The organism is Streptomyces sp. P1-3 (assembly GCF_050613155.1).
Classification (GTDB): domain Bacteria; phylum Actinomycetota; class Actinomycetes; order Streptomycetales; family Streptomycetaceae; genus Streptomyces.
The window spans coordinates 6142803-6157807 of sequence record NZ_CP192512.1; the positions used below are offsets into that span (position 1 = coordinate 6142803).

17 protein-coding genes are annotated in these 15005 nt (G+C 71.3%); 8 read left to right on the forward strand and 9 right to left on the reverse strand.

Going from position 1 to position 15005, the window contains the following annotated elements:
* Positions 1-21 precede the first annotated feature (21 nt).
* Together ACQUSR_RS26235 and amaP are read left to right on the forward strand one after the other, a co-directional pair.
* Positions 22-651, forward strand: a complete 630-nt coding sequence (locus tag ACQUSR_RS26235) for a DUF6286 domain-containing protein (protein WP_431045075.1) — start codon at positions 22-24, stop codon at positions 649-651.
* A gap of 6 nt (positions 652-657) precedes the next feature.
* A complete protein-coding gene (gene amaP, locus ACQUSR_RS26240; protein ID WP_431045076.1) occupies positions 658-1254 on the forward strand; it encodes an alkaline shock response membrane anchor protein AmaP in 597 nt (198 codons plus the stop codon).
* 205 nt (positions 1255-1459) lie between these two features.
* On the opposite strand, the gene ACQUSR_RS26245 is transcribed toward amaP, so the two are convergent.
* The 4 genes from ACQUSR_RS26245 to ACQUSR_RS26260 all read right to left on the reverse strand — a co-directional run bounded on the left by ACQUSR_RS26245 (position 1460) and on the right by ACQUSR_RS26260 (position 4786).
* Positions 1460-2215 carry an SDR family oxidoreductase gene (locus ACQUSR_RS26245; RefSeq protein WP_431045077.1) on the reverse strand — a complete coding sequence of 252 codons (756 nt, stop codon included), beginning with the start codon at positions 2213-2215 and terminating at the stop codon, positions 1460-1462.
* A 166-nt stretch (positions 2216-2381) separates the two neighbouring features.
* Positions 2382-3338, reverse strand: coding sequence for an SURF1 family cytochrome oxidase biogenesis protein (locus ACQUSR_RS26250; protein ID WP_431045078.1), 957 nt, complete (start codon positions 3336-3338; stop codon positions 2382-2384).
* A gap of 93 nt (positions 3339-3431) precedes the next feature.
* Positions 3432-3665, reverse strand: a complete 234-nt coding sequence (locus ACQUSR_RS26255; protein WP_431045079.1) for a hypothetical protein — start codon at positions 3663-3665, stop codon at positions 3432-3434.
* Positions 3666-3784: 119 nt separating this feature from the next.
* Positions 3785-4786 carry a DEDDh family exonuclease gene (locus ACQUSR_RS26260; RefSeq protein WP_431045080.1) on the reverse strand — a complete coding sequence of 334 codons (1002 nt, stop codon included), beginning with the start codon at positions 4784-4786 and terminating at the stop codon, positions 3785-3787.
* A 181-nt stretch (positions 4787-4967) separates the two neighbouring features.
* Between ACQUSR_RS26260 and ACQUSR_RS26265 the strand changes: the two genes are divergently transcribed.
* Both ACQUSR_RS26265 and ACQUSR_RS26270 read left to right on the forward strand, forming a co-directional pair.
* Positions 4968-5879 carry a sterol desaturase family protein gene (locus tag ACQUSR_RS26265; RefSeq protein ID WP_431045081.1) on the forward strand — a complete coding sequence of 304 codons (912 nt, stop codon included), beginning with the start codon at positions 4968-4970 and terminating at the stop codon, positions 5877-5879.
* Positions 5876-6568: a lysoplasmalogenase gene (locus ACQUSR_RS26270; RefSeq protein ID WP_431045082.1), complete on the forward strand. Its 693-nt coding sequence runs from the start codon at positions 5876-5878 to the stop codon at positions 6566-6568. The genes ACQUSR_RS26265 and ACQUSR_RS26270 overlap by 4 nt, the downstream gene beginning before the upstream one ends.
* Here ACQUSR_RS26270 and ACQUSR_RS26275 read toward each other — a convergent pair.
* Positions 6537-7031 (reverse strand): hypothetical protein, encoded by a 495-nt coding sequence (locus tag ACQUSR_RS26275; protein WP_431045083.1) that lies wholly within the window; start codon positions 7029-7031, stop codon positions 6537-6539. The genes ACQUSR_RS26270 and ACQUSR_RS26275 overlap by 32 nt on opposite strands.
* 129 nt (positions 7032-7160) lie before the next feature.
* Positions 7161-8696 carry a S8 family peptidase gene (locus ACQUSR_RS26280; protein WP_431045084.1) on the reverse strand — a complete coding sequence of 512 codons (1536 nt, stop codon included), beginning with the start codon at positions 8694-8696 and terminating at the stop codon, positions 7161-7163.
* 266 nt (positions 8697-8962) lie between these two features.
* Here ACQUSR_RS26280 and ACQUSR_RS26285 point away from each other — a divergent pair, with 266 nt between their 5' ends.
* The 3 genes from ACQUSR_RS26285 (at position 8963) to moaA (ending at position 12098) form a co-directional block, all read left to right on the forward strand.
* On the forward strand, positions 8963-9304 hold the full coding sequence (locus tag ACQUSR_RS26285; protein WP_431045085.1) for a DUF485 domain-containing protein: 342 nt from the start codon (positions 8963-8965) through the stop codon (positions 9302-9304).
* Positions 9301-10926 (forward strand): solute symporter family protein, encoded by a 1626-nt coding sequence (locus ACQUSR_RS26290; RefSeq protein WP_431045086.1) that lies wholly within the window; start codon positions 9301-9303, stop codon positions 10924-10926. The genes ACQUSR_RS26285 and ACQUSR_RS26290 overlap by 4 nt, the downstream gene beginning before the upstream one ends.
* 182 nt (positions 10927-11108) lie before the next feature.
* Positions 11109-12098, forward strand: a complete 990-nt coding sequence (moaA, locus tag ACQUSR_RS26295; protein ID WP_431045087.1) for a GTP 3',8-cyclase MoaA — start codon at positions 11109-11111, stop codon at positions 12096-12098.
* Here the strand turns inward: moaA and ACQUSR_RS26300 are convergent.
* Together ACQUSR_RS26300 and ACQUSR_RS26305 are read right to left on the reverse strand one after the other, a co-directional pair.
* Positions 12081-12311, reverse strand: coding sequence for a hypothetical protein (locus ACQUSR_RS26300; RefSeq protein WP_431045088.1), 231 nt, complete (start codon positions 12309-12311; stop codon positions 12081-12083). The two genes, moaA and ACQUSR_RS26300, sit on opposite strands and share 18 nt — an antisense overlap.
* Positions 12312-12491: 180 nt before the next feature.
* Positions 12492-12866: a DUF3099 domain-containing protein gene (locus ACQUSR_RS26305; RefSeq protein WP_431045089.1), complete on the reverse strand. Its 375-nt coding sequence runs from the start codon at positions 12864-12866 to the stop codon at positions 12492-12494.
* A gap of 214 nt (positions 12867-13080) precedes the next feature.
* Between ACQUSR_RS26305 and ACQUSR_RS26310 the strand changes: the two genes are divergently transcribed.
* Entirely contained in the window at positions 13081-13359 is a 279-nt protein-coding gene (locus ACQUSR_RS26310; RefSeq protein WP_431045090.1) for a GlsB/YeaQ/YmgE family stress response membrane protein, read from the forward strand.
* Positions 13360-13538: 179 nt separating this feature from the next.
* Here the strand turns inward: ACQUSR_RS26310 and tyrS are convergent, their stop codons facing one another.
* Positions 13539-14954 (reverse strand): tyrosine--tRNA ligase, encoded by a 1416-nt coding sequence (gene tyrS, locus ACQUSR_RS26315; RefSeq protein ID WP_431045091.1) that lies wholly within the window; start codon positions 14952-14954, stop codon positions 13539-13541.
* Between the last annotated feature and the right edge of the window lie 51 nt (positions 14955-15005).

Below are 15005 nucleotides of genomic sequence, written 5' to 3' on the forward strand. Positions count from 1 at the left end.
GCGTCACCGACCGCATCACACGTGGACCTGACGAAGCCGACGCCCGCCGCCGGGGCCGGGTCCCCGCCGGAGCAGGCCCGGTCCGCGCCGGAGCAGGGCGGCCCGCATGCCCGCGCGGGCCGCTTCTGGTCCGTTCGGCGGGTCCCGGCGGGCGTCGTCGCCGCCGTGCTGCTCGGCGCGACCGGACTGCTGCTCTACGACGTGTCCGCGGTCCGCGCCGACCAGCCCGCGATGCGCTGGCGGCGACGGCTCGCCGACGAACTGGCGACCCGTCCGCTCGACGACACGTGGGTGATCGCGGGCGCCGCGGTGGCGATGGCCCTCGGCCTCTGGCTGCTGGTGCTCGCCGTGACTCCTGGTCTGCGGCGGCTGCTCCCCATGCGGCGGGACAGCGCGGACCTGCGCGCCGGACTCGACCGGACCGCCGCCGGGCTCGTGCTCCGCGACCGCGCCATGGAGATCGCCGGGGTGCGCTCCGTCCGCGTCGACGTGGGCCGTCGGACGGTCGTCGCCCGCGCCCGGTCCCACTTCCGGGACCTGGACGAGGTACGGGACGATCTGGACACCGTCCTGCGGGAGGGCGTCCGGCAGCTCGGCCTGGCCCGGCGACCCCGGATCTCCGTCTCCGTACGCCGCCCCCCGAAGGGGTGAGCGCGGGTGCTGCGGACCGTCAACCGGGTGCTGCTGGCACTGATCGGACTGGCGCTGCTCGGGCTGGGTGGCGCGGTGCTGGTACCGGGCCTCGACCTGCCGCGCCACTGGGGCTTCGACCTGCCGTCGTGGTGGCCGTTCGACGGGCCGCGCGACGTGCTGCTCACCCGCGCCGACCGGCGGCGCTGGCGCGACGAGGGCTGGTGGTGGCCCACCGTCATCGCGGCCCTCGCCGTGCTGGTGCTGCTCGTGTTGTGGTGGCTGCTGGCCCAACTGCGGCGGCGCAGGCTCGGCGAGGTGTCCGTGCCGAGCGGCGACGGGTCGGAGGCGGCGCTGCGCGGCCGGGCGTTGGAGGCGGTGCTGGAGGCCGAGGCGGAGTCGCTCGACGGCGTCGACCGGGCGTGGGCGCGGCTGCTCGGGCGGCGTACCGCGCCGGAGGTGGAGATGGGGCTGCTGCTGGCGCCCCACGCGGAGCCGGCGGTGGCGCTGGAGCGGGTCCGCGGCGAGGTGCTGGAACACGCGCGCGGCTCGGCGGGGCTGGCGCGGCTGCCCGCCGAGGTGCGGCTGCGGGCGGTGCGGCACGGGGCGGAACGGGTGAGCTAGGCGGGCCCGGTTCGGCTCATGCGGCTTGCGGCTGGTGCCTACGGCTCCATGGTGCTTGGGCTGCGTCGTGCCTGCGACTTGTGGTGCCTGGGCCGCGTGGCCGCGGCTCGCGGTGTCCGGCCGCGTACGTGGAGGTTCCGCCCCCGCGCCTCGGCTCAGCGGAGGAGGGGCGCGGCGCGGGGCGGGAGGTCCGTCAGCAGGTCCGTCAGAAGCCGTGCAGCGCACCGCCGTCCACGGGGAGCATCAGGCCAGTGAGGTAGGAGGCGGCGGGCGAGAGCAGGAAGGCGGCCGCCTTGCCGAACTCCTCCGGGGAGCCGTAGCGGCGCAGCGGGATCGCCTCGCTGTGGCGGCGACGGGCCGCGTCCGCGTCACCGGACAGCGCGTCGAGCTCGCGGACCCGGTCGGTGTCGATACGGGACGGCAGCAGCCCGACGACGCGGATCCCGCGCGGTCCCAGCTCCACCGAGAGGGACTTGGCGAGCCCGGCCAGGCCGGGGCGCAGCCCGTTGGAGATGGTCAGGCCCGGGATCGGCTCGTGGACGGAAGCCGAGAGGACGAAGCCGATCACCCCGCCCGCGCCCAGGGACGCGGCCGCCGCGCGGGCCATGCGCACCGCGCCCAGGAAGACCGCGTCGAACGCCGCCTGCCACTGCTCGTCGGTGTTGTCCGCGAGCAGCCCGGCCGGCGGGCCGCCGACGCTGATGAGGACGCCGTCGAAACCGCCGAAGCGCTCGCGGGCGAGGGCGATCACCCGGTCGGAGGTGGCGGGGTCGGCGTTGTCCGCGGGGACGCCCACCGCGTTCGGGCCGAGTTCGGTGGCGGCCCGTGCCACGACGTCCTCGTCACGGCCGGTGATCACCACCTTGGCGCCGTCGGCGACCAGTTCCCGCGCGGCCGCGTGGCCCAGTCCGCGGCTCGCTCCGGTGATGACGTACACACGGTCCTTGAGTCCCAGATCCATGGGGTCAGTCTGCCGTGGCGGAGTCAGCCCGTCGTTGCCGGGGTGAACAGCGCGCAGGCGGCGCTGAACAAGCGCGATGTGGCCGAACGCCCGGGGGAACCTGGGGGAGGTCGCCGCCCTCGACGCGTCGTGCCACGTCGGACGTGGTGCCCTCGGCGGCCGTGCGCTAGTCAGGGGCGGCAGCCGTCCGGGCGACGTCGCGGGCGGCGGTGCCGGAGGCCGCGGAGCCCTTGGGGGGCTCGGAGGTCTCGGAGGTTCCGACGGGGTCCGTGGCGGCGTCGGCGGAGTCCGCGTCGGTGGGGTCGGCAGGAGCCTTGGAGGGCGAGGGCGAGGGCGAGGGTGCGGGTGCAGGTGCGGCCTTCGCCTTCGACTCGGCCTCGGCCCGGTCGCGGCGCTCGCGGCGGACCAGGACGATCCAGCCCGCGGGCACGCCCGCGGCGAACAGCCACCACTGGATCGCGTACGCCATGTGCGGGCCGATGCCGCTGTGGTCCGGGGCGGCCACCGGCGTCGGCTGCCGGGTGCCCTTCGGGGACGACGAGGTCAGCTCGATGTAGCCGCCGAGGACGGGCCGGGAGAGCGCCTTCGCGGCCTGCGCGCTGTTGATGAGCATGACCTGGCGGTCGGGCAGACCCTTCTTGTCCTTGATGCCGCTGCTGCCGGTGGTCTCGTCGGCCCGCAGGCGGCCGGTGACGGTGACCTCGCCGCCGGGGGCTGCCGGTACCTTCGGGAACCGGGTGAGGTCGTCGCCCGCGGGGATCCAGCCGCGATTCACCAGCACCGCCTCGCCGTCACGGGTGAGCAGCGGGGTCACGACGAAGTAGCCGACGCGTTCGTCGTCGCCGGTGCGCTGCCGGACCACGACCTCGTGCCCGGCGTCGTACCGGCCGGTGGCGGTCACGGTGCGCCAGGTGGCGTCGCGGGGGACGGCGCGGCCGGGGGCCGTGAGCTTCCCGACCGGGACGGCCGGGGCGTTCAGGCTGTCGGCGATCAGCTCGTTGTGCGCTACCCGGTCTTCGTGGCGGTGGAGCTGCCAGAAGCCCAGCTTGATCATGACAGGGATCAGGACGAGCCCCAGGAGCGTGAGGATCACCCACTGCCGGGACAACAGGAAGCGGTACACCCCACGACGGTACAACTCCGTCATGGGGCGCTCGCGCGGAGGGGGTGGATCCCAGGCGCTGGCGGAGCGGCGGGTCCTCGGCCGCGGCCGTTGTCAGACGTGGTCGACGATGCCCACTCTCCCCTCGGCGCGCGCGCAGTGCGCGCCGCAGTAGAAGTGGCCGTCGGCCTGCACGCCCTGGCCGATGATCTGGCAGCGGCAGTGCTCGCAGATCGGCGCCATCCGGTGGATCGCGCAGGAGAAGCAGTCGAAGACGTGCACCGCGCCCTGCGCGTGCACCTCGAACGTCATGCCGTACTCGTTTCCGCAGACCTCGCAACGTCCCATGCGCCACAGCGTGCGGGGCGCGGTCGCGGCGGGCGAGCGGCGGGTGCGGCGCGTCGTCGGGACTTCACCTGATCGCCCGATGAACGCCCGATGGACGCGGCACCCGCTACGCGGTCTGCTCAGCCGGGCACCGGTGCCGGGACGACATGTTGCAGCAGCTGCATGAAGGCCGCCTCGTCGATGACCGGGGTGCCGAAGGAGCGAGCCTTGGCGACCTTGGAGGTGGGGGAGCCGGGGTCGTTGGTGACGAGGACGCTGGTGAGCCGCGAGACGCTGGTGGCGACGTGCAGCCCGGCCTCGATCGCGCGGTCCTCCAGCAGGTCGCGGTCGACGGAGGTGTCGCCGGAGAACGCCACCCGCATGCCCTGGATGAGCTGTTCGCCCGGTTCGTAACGCCCGGGGTTGGGGTACGGGCAGGCGGGGCGCTTGCGGCTGGGGCGCCAGCTGTTCGACCGGTACGACCGCTGGTGGCCGATGGCCCGGCCGCCGGAGCCCGCCGCGGCCGCCGGGCCGTCCGACCACTGGGTGAGCGGCTGGCAGGCGAGCAGCGGCAGGCGCAGCCCGGACCGGGCCGCCAGGTGGAGGCTTGGCCGGAAGGTCTCGGCGAGTACCCGGGCGTCGTCGAGTGCGTGGTGCGCACGCTGCTGGACGACGCCGTAGTGGGCGGCGAGGGACTCCAGCTTGTGGTTGGGCAGCGGCAGTCCGAGCTCCTTGGAGAGCGCGATGGTGCACAGCCGCTGCCGGACGGGCGCGGTGTCGCGGGCCCGCGCGTACTCACGGGCGATCATCGACCAGTCGAAGGCGGCGTTGTGGGCGACCAGCACCCGGTCGGCCAGCCGCGCGGACAGCTCGCCGGCGATCTCGGGGAAGAGCGGGGCGTGCTCCAGCGTCTCGGTGGTCAGCCCGTGGATCCACACCGGTCCGGGGTCGCGCTGCGGATTGACCAGTGTGTACCAGTGGTCCTGGACTTCTCCTCGGGCGTCCAGCTGGTAGACGGCGGCCGAGATGATCCGGTCGTCGCGGCCGAGTCCGGTGGTCTCCACGTCGACGACGGCGTATCCCTCCGGATAGGCGTCCGGCCACGGGCTCGGCGGTGCGGCCGCCAAATGGTCTTCGAGCATGGTCCATGAGGATACGGGCCACCGCTGACAGTCACCGTGCCGACCCGGGGCTTAAGTGACGGTGTGAAAGGTGACAGGGCTTTTGTGATGCCCGGCGATGCCGCTTGCTGACAGCATGTCTTTCTTACTTCTGGGTAACTACCTCTAGTCAGGGCGCCGGGAGCGGTTCTATGTTGCGGGCATGCCGCACCTGCCCGATGTCGTGCTGTGGTCCGTACCGGCCTTCGTGCTGCTCACTGTCGTGGAGATGGTGAGCTGTCGCCTGCGCCCCGATGAGGAGGCCGAGGGGTACGAGGCCAAGGACGCCGCGACCAGCGTCACCATGGGGCTCGGCAGTCTGGGCTTCGACTTGCTGTGGAAGGCCCCGATTGTCGCGATTTATGCCGCGATATATGAACTCACCCCGCTCCACATCCCGGTGCTGTGGTGGACGCTGCCCCTGATGCTGCTCGCACAGGACTTCTTCTACTACTGGTCGCACCGCGGGCACCATGTGATCCGCATCCTGTGGGCGTGCCACGTCGTGCACCACTCGAGCCGGAAGTTCAACCTCACCACCGCGCTCCGGCAGCCCTGGACGACCTGGACCGTCTGGCCGTTCTACGTGCCGATGATCGCCCTCGGCGTGCATCCTGCCGCGGTCTTCTTCTGCTCGTCGGCGAATCTCGTCTACCAGTTCTGGGTCCACACCGAGCGTGTCGGAAGGCTGCCGCGACCCATCGAGTTCGTCTTCAACACCCCTTCGCACCACCGCGTCCACCACGCCTCCCAGGGCGGCTATCTGGATCGCAACTTCGGCGGCATCCTCATCGTCTGGGACCGGATCTTCCGCTCCTTCGTCGCCGAAACGGAACGCCCCGTATACGGGCTGACCAAGAACATCAACACCTACAACCCGCTGCGCGTCGCCACCCACGAGTACGCCGCCATCGCGCGCGACGTCCGCGCGGCGAGCAGCTGGCGGGAGCGGGCCGGGCGGATCTTCCGCGGGCCGGGCTGGCAGCCCGCGGCCACCCGTGCCGTCACGGGTGCCCGTACGGGCACCGAGGAACGGCAGCCGGTGGCGCCCTCTGTAGGGGAGGGCGCCGCATGAGCGTGGAGCACTCCACGGCGAGCCCCGCGTCGCCCGCCGCGCCCCGCGCCGTGCGCCGCACCCGGCCCGCCACCGTCCTGCTCGCAGCCTTCGCCGCACTGGCCGCGATCCACCTGGCCGCGCTGCCGGCCGGGGCCGCGACGGCCGAACACCTCACCAAACCCGCCCTGATGCCGGTGCTGGCCGCGTATGTCCTCACCCGGGGCGGCCCCCGACCGCTGGCAGCCGCCCTGCTGTTCGGCTGCGGCGGCGACACCCTCCTCCAGATCGGCGGCGACATCGCATTCCTGGCCGGAATGGGCTCCTTCGCGGCCGGACACGTCTGCTATCTGCTGCTGTTCGCCAAGGGCGGTGCCCGGCGCGTCCCCACGGTCGTCGCCGCCGGATACGGGATCGGCTGGCTCGGCACCGTGGCCCTGCTGTGGCCCGACCTCCCGGCGGACATGCGCGCCCCCGTCGCGGGCTACAGCCTCCTGCTCACCGGCATGGCGCTCGGCGCGCTGCGCGCGGGCCCGCTCGCCGCGGCCGGCGGCGCGCTGTTCGTCCTCTCCGACACCCTCATCGCCACCGGGATCGCCGAGTGGCCGCAGGCACCGGTCCCTCAGTTCTGGATCATGCTGACGTATCTCGGAGCGCAGTACGCGCTGGCCGCCGCTCTTACGCGGGCACCGGCAGCTTCCGCAGCCTGACCACGGTGAGCGGGTCCGAAGCCCGGTCGTGGCTCAGGTCCCAGCCCCGCGCCCGGGCGGCATGGACGGCGTAACCGGCGCCGATGCCGCGGTAGATGCGCACCGGTATCTCGTGCGCTGACCTGTCGCGCAGAAAGCGGCCGACGTGCTTGTCGACCCGCGCCTGGTAATAGGCCGCGTCCCCCTCGTGCGCCACCTGGCCCGGCGAGACACACCAGGCCGGGACCAGGGGCACGGCTTCCACGAACCTGTCCATGACGCGCTCGAAGCCCTTCTCAAGGGGCGGGATCACGACGGAGAGGACCTCGACCACGAGCCCGACGGCGAGGAACCCGAGGAAGACCGCGAGGATCAGCGCCCACCAGACCGGCAGAAACGGCAGCGAGAGCAGGCACAGTGCCCACAACTGCCCGGCGGAGCGGTTGGGCAGGGGGCCCCAGGGGTCGTGTTGATGTTGGTACATGGGGGCGGAGGGTAGCGCGTACGAGGTTGTCATGTCCCGGCGGGGCGTTGGCCGACGCGGACAGCGCTGACGGGCGGCACCCCGAATCCCGCAGGGTACCGCCCGTCACCGGAACATCGCGCTACAAGGTCACTCGGTGACCGCGTCCAGCGCGTCCACGATGCCGTAGCCGTAGAAGCTGTTCACGTGCTGGGTGCCGACGCAGGTGGCGTCCACGGTGCCGTTGCCGTCCGGGTCGTACGGCGCGGTCGGGCAGCCCGGGTTGTCCGCCTGCTGCTTCAGCAGCCACTGGATCTCCTGCGGGCTGGACTTCGGGTGCGCGCTCTTGACCAGTGCGGCGACACCGGCGACATGCGGGCCGGCCATCGACGTGCCCTGCAGGTAGGCGAAGTCGCCGTCGGGCATGGTGGACAGGATGCGGCCGTCCTTGGCGGGCAGCTCGGGCACCTGGTACTTGTCACCGCCCGGCCCGGCCACGTCGATCTGGCCCTGGCCGTAGTTGGAGTAGTACGACTTCAGCGACTTCACGCCGGTCGCGGCGACGGTGACGACACCCGGGATCTGGGTCGGCACGTCGAGGCACTTCGACGGGTCGATGGTGCGCTCCACCGGAGTGCTGTCGTTCGGGCTCGACTTGTCGACGATCGACTTGGAGCCGAGGTCGAAGTTCGAGTTGCCCGCGGAGGCGACGTTGATCGCGCCCTTGCGCTGCGCGTACTTCGCCGCCCGGCCGACCGCGTCAACGATGGCCCCCTGGTCGAGGTCATCCTTGCAGTTGAACATCCACGGGTCGACGTAGTAGCTGTTGTTCGTCACCTCGACGCCCTTTTCGGCGGCGAAGACGAACGCGCAGACCACGTTCTCCGCGTAGAACAGCCCGTCCTTCGGGTCGCTCACCTTGATGCCGGAGACCTTCGCGCCCGGCGCGACACCGGCGACGCCGACGCCGTTGCGCGCGGCGGCGATCGAGCCCGCCACGTGCGTGCCGTGGTAGTCCTCCTCGGTGTACGGGCGCCACGCGCCGGGGCTGGTGTCCGCGACACCGCCGACGCAGTTGGCCGACTGCTTGGCCGAGAAGTTCGGGGCGAGGTCCGGGTGGGTGTCGTCCACGCCGGTGTCGATGACCGCGACGGTCACGTTCCTGCTGCCCGGGTTCACCTTGGCGGCCTTGTCGGCCTTGATGGCGGGCAGGTCCCACTGGAGCGGCTCCAGCGGCTCCTTGCCCGCGGCCAGGGACTTGGCCGCGCTACGGGCCGTGGTGCGCGGCGCCTGCACCTTCTCGGGCTTGCCGACCTCGGTGGTCGCGACCGGCTTCAGCGGTGCGGTGCGGGTGGCTCCGGCCGACTGCACGCCCGACACGGCGCGGATCGCCGTGGCGAACTCCGGGTTGGCCGAGTGTGCGACGATCACGCCGATCTGCGGGTGGGCCGTGACGACCTTGCCGCCGGCCGTCTTGATCGCCTTCTTCACCGAGTCGACCGTGGTCTTGTCGGCGGTGGTGTTCACCACGTACGACAGCAGCGGCCCCTCCGCCGCTGTGGTCGCCGTGGGTTCCTGCGCGGCCGCCGAGGCGCCCTGGGAGAGCAGGCCGAGCGACGCGGTGAGCGCCAGTCCGACCGGCACGGCCAGGACGGCGCGCCGACGTCTGGATCTCAGATGAGCCATGGGATCTCCACATCATCCGTGGGTCCGACCGCGCCCCCTGTGCGCGGTCGGGTACATGACGAGTGAAGCTAGCGCCGATCATGGCCACCCAGCAATGGATTCCGGAAGAAAAACCTCCACGGTTCGGGTGCGGGAGTCAAAACCCGGCGAAGTTGTTCCCTCTTTCAATCACCGGCCTCTGTCGGATGGCGCGCCGCACCCCTACGATGCGTGACCTGGATCACTCGGCCCCGTCCCTTCGCTGACCCTTACTCACAGGAGAGACCGTGGACACCGCACCGCCCAATCAACGAGGGCAGCAGCATCCGCCGTACGCGGAGGTGCAATCGAGCCCCGAGTTCGGCGAACTGCGCCATGCGCACCGTTCGTTCGCCTTCCCGCTCACGGTCGCGTTCGTCAGCTGGTACCTGCTGTACGTGCTGCTGTCCAACTACGCGGGCGGCTTCATGGACACCAAGGTCGCGGGCAACATCAACGTCGCGCTCGTGTTCGGCCTGGCCCAGTTCCTGACCACCTTCCTCATCGCGTGGTGGTACTCGCGGCACGCCGCCGCCGAACTCGACCCGCGCGCCCAGGCGATCAAGTCGGGTCTGGAGGGCGAATCGTGAGCGACACCGCCCATCTGCTCGCCGCCGAGAGCGGCACCGGCAACCGGCCGCTGATCATCACGCTCTTCGCGGTCTTCGTCGCCGCGACCCTCGCCATCACCGTATGGGCCGGCCGCCAGACCAAGGACGCCACCGACTTCTACGCCGGCGGCCGCCAGTTCTCCGGCTTCCAGAACGGGCTCGCCATCTCCGGCGACTACATGTCCGCCGCGTCCTTCCTCGGCATCGCCGGCGCCATCGCGCTCGCCGGATACGACGGCTTCCTGTACTCCATCGGCTTCCTGGTCGCCTGGCTGGTGGCCCTGCTGCTGGTCGCCGAGCCGCTGCGCAACTCCGGCCGGTTCACCATGGGCGACGTGCTCGCGTACCGAATGCGCCAGCGCCCGGTCCGCACCGCCGCGGGCACCTCCACCATCGTCGTGTCGATCTTCTATCTGCTGGCCCAGATGGCGGGTGCCGGCGTCCTGGTCTCGCTGCTGCTCGGCATCACCAGCGAGGCGGGCAAGATCCTCATCGTCGTCCTCGTCGGCGCCGTGATGATCCTGTACGTCTCCATCGGCGGCATGAAGGGCACCACCTGGGTGCAGATGGTCAAGGCGGTCCTGCTGATCGCGGGCACCCTCCTGATCACCTTCCTGGTGCTGCTCAAGTTCGACTTCAACGTCTCCCGGCTGCTCGGCGAGGCGGCGGAGAACAGCGGCATGGGTGGCGCGTTCCTGGAGCCAGGGGTCAAATACGGGGTCAACGGCACCACCAAGCTGGACTTCATCTCGCTCGGCCTCGCCCTGGTGCTCGGCACCGCGGGCCTGCCGCACATCCTCGTCCGCTTCTACACCGTCCCCACGGCCCAGGCCGCCCGTAAGTCGGTGAACTGGGCGATCGGCATCATCGGCGCCTTCTACCTGATGACCATCGCGCTGGGCTTCGGTGCCGCCGCGCTGCTGAACCGCGCGGACATCATCGAGAAGAACAAGGCGGGCAACGCCGCCGCCCCGATGCTCGCCGAGGAGATCGGCGGCGGTCCGGACTCCGCGGGCGGCGCGATCCTGCTCGCCGTGATCTCAGCGGTGGCCTTCGCGACGATCCTCGCCGTCGTCGCCGGTCTCACCCTCGCCTCCTCGTCCTCCTTCGCCCACGACCTGTACGCCAACGTCATCCGCAAGGGCCAGGCCACGCAGCAGGAGGAGATCTCCGCGGCCCGCTGGGCGACCGTCGGCATCGGCGTCGTCGCCGTCGTACTCGGAGTCTTCGCCCGGGATCTCAACGTCGCGGGCCTGGTGGCGCTGGCCTTCGCGGTCGCCGCGTCCGCCAACCTCCCGACGATCCTGTACAGCCTGTTCTGGAAGCGGTTCACCACCTCCGGCGCGCTGTGGTCCATCTACGGCGGTCTGGTCTCCTCCGTCTTCCTGGTCCTGTTCTCGCCGGTCGTCTCCGGCAAGGAGACCTCGATGTTCCCCGACGTGGACTTCCACTGGTTCCCGCTGGAGAACCCGGGCCTGATCTCCATCCCGCTGGGCTTCCTCCTCGGCTGGCTGGGCTCGCTGCTGTCCAAGGAGGAGCCGGACAAGGAGAAGTACGCCGAGCTGGAGGTCCGGTCGCTCACCGGATACGGCGCCCACTGACGGACGGCGTACGGCCCGGTCGGCGCCGGGCCGTACGCCCCCTCCACCGGCTACCTCAGCGGCCCCGGCCACGGAAGGTGAGGACTCCGTAACTTCAACGAACTGTTGAAGATCCTGGGTCTCACGTACGCTGCGAGAGAAGACGCAGCGCAGGCATCACGTTCCGTGGAGGGGCCGCCACCATGCTGATCGACACCTACGGCCGGGTCGCCACCGACCTGCGGGTCTCCCTGACCGACCGCTGCAACCTGCGCTGCACCTACTGCATGCCCGAGGAAGGGCTCCAGTGGCTGGCCAAGCCCGACCTGCTCACCGATGACGAGATCGTCCGGCTGATCCGCATCGCGGTGACCGAGCTGGGCGTCACCGAGGTCCGCTTCACCGGGGGCGAGCCGCTGCTGCGTCCCGGTCTCGTCGGCATCGTCGAGCGATGCGCCGCCCTCGAACCCCGCCCCAGGATGTCGCTCACCACCAACGGCATAGGTCTGGCCCGCACGGCCACCGCCCTGCGCGACGCCGGGCTGGACCGGGTCAACGTCTCCCTCGACACCCTGCGCCCCGACGTCTTCCAGGCCCTGACCCGGCGCAAGCGCCACCACGACGTCCTCGAAGGGCTCGCCGCCGCCCGCGCCGCCGGGCTGGCGCCCGTCAAGGTCAACGCCGTCCTGATGCCGGGCCTCAACGACGACGAGGCTCCCGACCTGCTCGCCTGGGCCGTCGAAAACGACTACGAACTGCGCTTCATCGAGCAGATGCCCCTGGACGCCCAGCACGGCTGGACGCGCGACGGCATGATCACCGCCGGGGACATCCTGGCCTCCCTGCGCACCCGCTTCACCCTCACCGCCGAGGAGGCGGACGAGCGCGGCTCGGCACCCGCCGAGCGCTGGCTGGTCGACGGCGGCCCCGCCCGGGTCGGCGTCATCGCCTCGGTGACCCGGCCGTTCTGCCGCGCCTGCGACCGCACCCGGCTCACCGCCGACGGACAGGTGCGCACCTGTCTGTTCGCGCGCGAGGAGTCGGATCTGCGTGGAGCCCTGCGCTCCGGAGCGCCGAACGAGGAGATCGCCGCGCTGTGGCGGAAGGCGATGTGGGGCAAGAAGGCCGGCTCCGGACTCGACGACCCGTCGTTCCTGCAGCCCGACCGCCCGATGTCAGCGATCGGCGGCTGACCGCCGCTGCCACTCCTCGAGGGACACGACGTCCTTCAAGAAGCCGCGTACGCCCAGGAACTGGGACAGATGCTCGCGATGCTCCTCGCACGCCAGCCAGGTCTTGCGGCGCTCCGGGGTGTGGATCTTCGGGTTGTTCCACGCGAGCACCCATACGGCGGCCGCACGGCAGCCCTTGGCCGAGCAGATGGTGGCGTTCTCAGGGGAGTTCACGGTCTCAACCCTACGGACATGGCGACGCCGGGCAGCCACGGGGGGAGCCGCCCGGCGTCGGACCTCGCTCCGACGGGGGATGCGGAGCGCGTACGCAGTATGTCATGCGGCATGGGGCCCGTTGCACCGGAACCGCGTGATTGATCTGAGGTTTTCTTGAGGGTACGGCTCCGCAGCAGGTCAGCCGCTCTCCGCCGGGCCCTTTCCGCTACCGCGGTCGACATCTTCCGGGACCGATTCCGGAAGATGCTCGCTCTCACCCGGGCCCAGCATCGGCCGAGTGGGCGGCGTGACGAAGGAGTTGGGCAGCGACGGGGCGTTCTCCCGGCCGGCGTTGGCGATCACCACCGCGATGTACGGCAGCAGCAGTCCCAGAGCCAGCGCGACGAAGGCGACGTGCCGTTCCACGTTCCACAGCACCGCGGCCAGCACCACCGAAATCGTGCGGATGGTCATCGAGATGACGTAGCGGCGCTGCCGGCTGCGCACATCGTCGGCGAGCCCGCGCCGCGCGCCGGTGATCCGGAAGACCTCCGTGCTGTTCCGCTTCCGCATCGCATTCCACCGCCTGACTGCTGTACCGGCTCTCCCCCGGTCCGGACACCGTCCACGGTACGCCTCACCTGGGGCCGGATCGACGCCGGGTCACACGGGCGGACGTGTGCGCATCCACCGGGCGGCGTACCGACGGCTCCGATATGCGGCGTAGCCGCCCCGGACCGACACTGAGACCGGACACGCACGCGCCACCGCACGAGGAGGCGACGCCATGAACTGGCTGTGGGCGATCATCCTGGGGCTGGTGCTCGGTGCCCTCGCCCGAGCCATCCTCCCGGGCAGGCAGAACATCCCGATCTGGCTGACCGTGGTCTTCGGCATCCTGGGCGCCATCGTGGGCAACTCCGTCGCGGCCGGGATCGGCATCGACGAGACCGACGGCGTCGACTGGGGGCGGCACCTGTTCCAGCTCGCCGGCGCTGTACTGATCGTGGCCGTAGGCAGCCCGCTGTGGGCCGCCATACGGGGCCGCCCGAGGGAACGCACCTGACCCGCCACGCGCCGCCGGCGGCTGAGAGGACCTGCCCGAGGCGGCGCCGGACGCGCCGCTGAGGCAGCGCGTCCGGACGCATGCCCGGGGCGGGACGCGCCGCCCTGCCGCGCGGACACCCGCCGGGCCGCGCGGACACCCGCCGGTGCGGGCCCGCGCACCGCCGGGCCCCGCGGGCGTCAGCGCCCGCTCAGCTCCGCGATCTTCCGGCCCGCCTTGAGGTAGACCGTGCCCGGGTCGGCGAACTCACCGCTCTCCAGCACCTCGCCCACCACCTCGGCGAGCGGCCGGATGGCCTGGGCCTCGGTCAGCACCACGTTCTGCTGGCCGTCCGCGGCCTCGACGACCAGCCGCAGCCCGTTCTGCTTGGCGACCCGGCGCGCGGCCGAGGCGCTGGGCTGGAACTCCAGCACCTTCGCCAGCACGGCAGCGACCGACTCCGCACCGTGCTCGGCCAGGTCCACCACCGGCAGCGACTCCACGTCCGCGAAGCTCTTCTTGGAGAACTGCGCCACGAACCCGGCGCGCGCCGTCATCGCCGCCGCCACGCCGTACAGCGCCGCGACGACCTCACCCGCCAGGACCTTCTTGAGGTCCATCGGGTGCAGCCGCTTCTCCGCGACCCGCGTCAGAGCGAACGCGATCTCCTCGTCCGTCCACTCGGTCCACGCCTTGAGGTACGGCTCCATCAGCCGGTCCGGCACCGACATGATCTTGCCGAAGACGTCGTCGGCGGGCGCGGTCAGCCCGACGTAGTTGCCCTTGGACTTGGACATCTTGGCACCGGTGCCGTCCGTGCCCTCGATCAGCGGCATGGTGACGACCAGCTGCGGCTTCTGGCCCTCGAGCTCCATGAGCTTGCGGCCCATCTGCAGATTCAGCAGCTGGTCCGCGCCGCCCAGCTCCACGTCGCACTCCAGCGCCACCGAGTCCAGGCCCTGGGCGATGGGGTACAGCAGCTCCGTCATGGTCAGCCCGGAGCCTTCGGCGAGACGGTTGCGGAAGTCCTCGCGCTGCAGCAGCTGCGAGACCGGCACGTGGGCGAGCAGCGCCAGCAACTGGGGGAAGGTGTACGGCGCCAGCCACTCGCTGTTCTGCCGGAAGCTGACCTTCTCGAAGTCGAAGAACGGCCGCACCTGCTCCCGGTACGTGGCCAGGTTCTTCGCGATGTCCTCGTCGGTCAGCGGCGGGCGCTCGGTCGTACGGCCGGTCGGGTCGCCGATCTTGGCGGTGAAGTCACCGATGATCAGTGTGACGTCATGGCCCAGCCGCTGGAACCGGCTGAGGACGATCAGCGGCACGGCGTGGCCGAGGTGCACGTCCGTCGCCGTCGGGTCGATGCCCAGCTTGACGTGCAGGCCCTTGCCCTCGGCCCGCCGCGCCTCGATCCGCTCGGCCAGCCGCTCCGGGCTGGGCAGCACCTCGACCGTACGGGAGGCGATCAGCTCGGCCTGTTCCCTCGCCGACAGATCCGTCAGGTCCAGATAGCGCCGCGCCTTGGTCTCCGTGAGCAGCTGCTCCACGGTGGAGTCGGAGGAGAGGTCCTGCGCCAGCAGTGCGCTGGCGCGCGCGACGGAGTCGCCGAGGCGTGTCATCGTGGCGTTCCTGAGATTGGTGGTCGGACGAAGGACAGGTCGAGTCTATGT

What these genes read in the sequence shown, in the direction of transcription:
- ACQUSR_RS26245 (WP_431045077.1), bottom strand. Translation starts at nt 2,215, where the DNA reads ATGGATCTGGGACTCAAGGACCGTGTGTACGTCATCACCGGAGCGAGC.
- ACQUSR_RS26275 (WP_431045083.1), bottom strand. Translation starts at nt 7,031, where the DNA reads ATGTACCAACATCAACACGACCCCTGGGGCCCCCTGCCCAACCGCTCC.
- tyrS (WP_431045091.1), bottom strand. Translation starts at nt 14,954, where the DNA reads ATGACACGCCTCGGCGACTCCGTCGCGCGCGCCAGCGCACTGCTGGCG.
- ACQUSR_RS26270 (WP_431045082.1), top strand. Translation starts at nt 5,876, where the DNA reads ATGAGCGTGGAGCACTCCACGGCGAGCCCCGCGTCGCCCGCCGCGCCC.
- ACQUSR_RS26260 (WP_431045080.1), bottom strand. Translation starts at nt 4,786, where the DNA reads ATGCTCGAAGACCATTTGGCGGCCGCACCGCCGAGCCCGTGGCCGGAC.
- ACQUSR_RS26265 (WP_431045081.1), top strand. Translation starts at nt 4,968, where the DNA reads ATGCCGCACCTGCCCGATGTCGTGCTGTGGTCCGTACCGGCCTTCGTG.
- ACQUSR_RS26280 (WP_431045084.1), bottom strand. Translation starts at nt 8,696, where the DNA reads ATGGCTCATCTGAGATCCAGACGTCGGCGCGCCGTCCTGGCCGTGCCG.
- ACQUSR_RS26310 (WP_431045090.1), top strand. Translation starts at nt 13,081, where the DNA reads ATGAACTGGCTGTGGGCGATCATCCTGGGGCTGGTGCTCGGTGCCCTC.
- ACQUSR_RS26305 (WP_431045089.1), bottom strand. Translation starts at nt 12,866, where the DNA reads ATGCGGAAGCGGAACAGCACGGAGGTCTTCCGGATCACCGGCGCGCGG.
- moaA (WP_431045087.1), top strand. Translation starts at nt 11,109, where the DNA reads ATGCTGATCGACACCTACGGCCGGGTCGCCACCGACCTGCGGGTCTCC.
- ACQUSR_RS26255 (WP_431045079.1), bottom strand. Translation starts at nt 3,665, where the DNA reads ATGGGACGTTGCGAGGTCTGCGGAAACGAGTACGGCATGACGTTCGAG.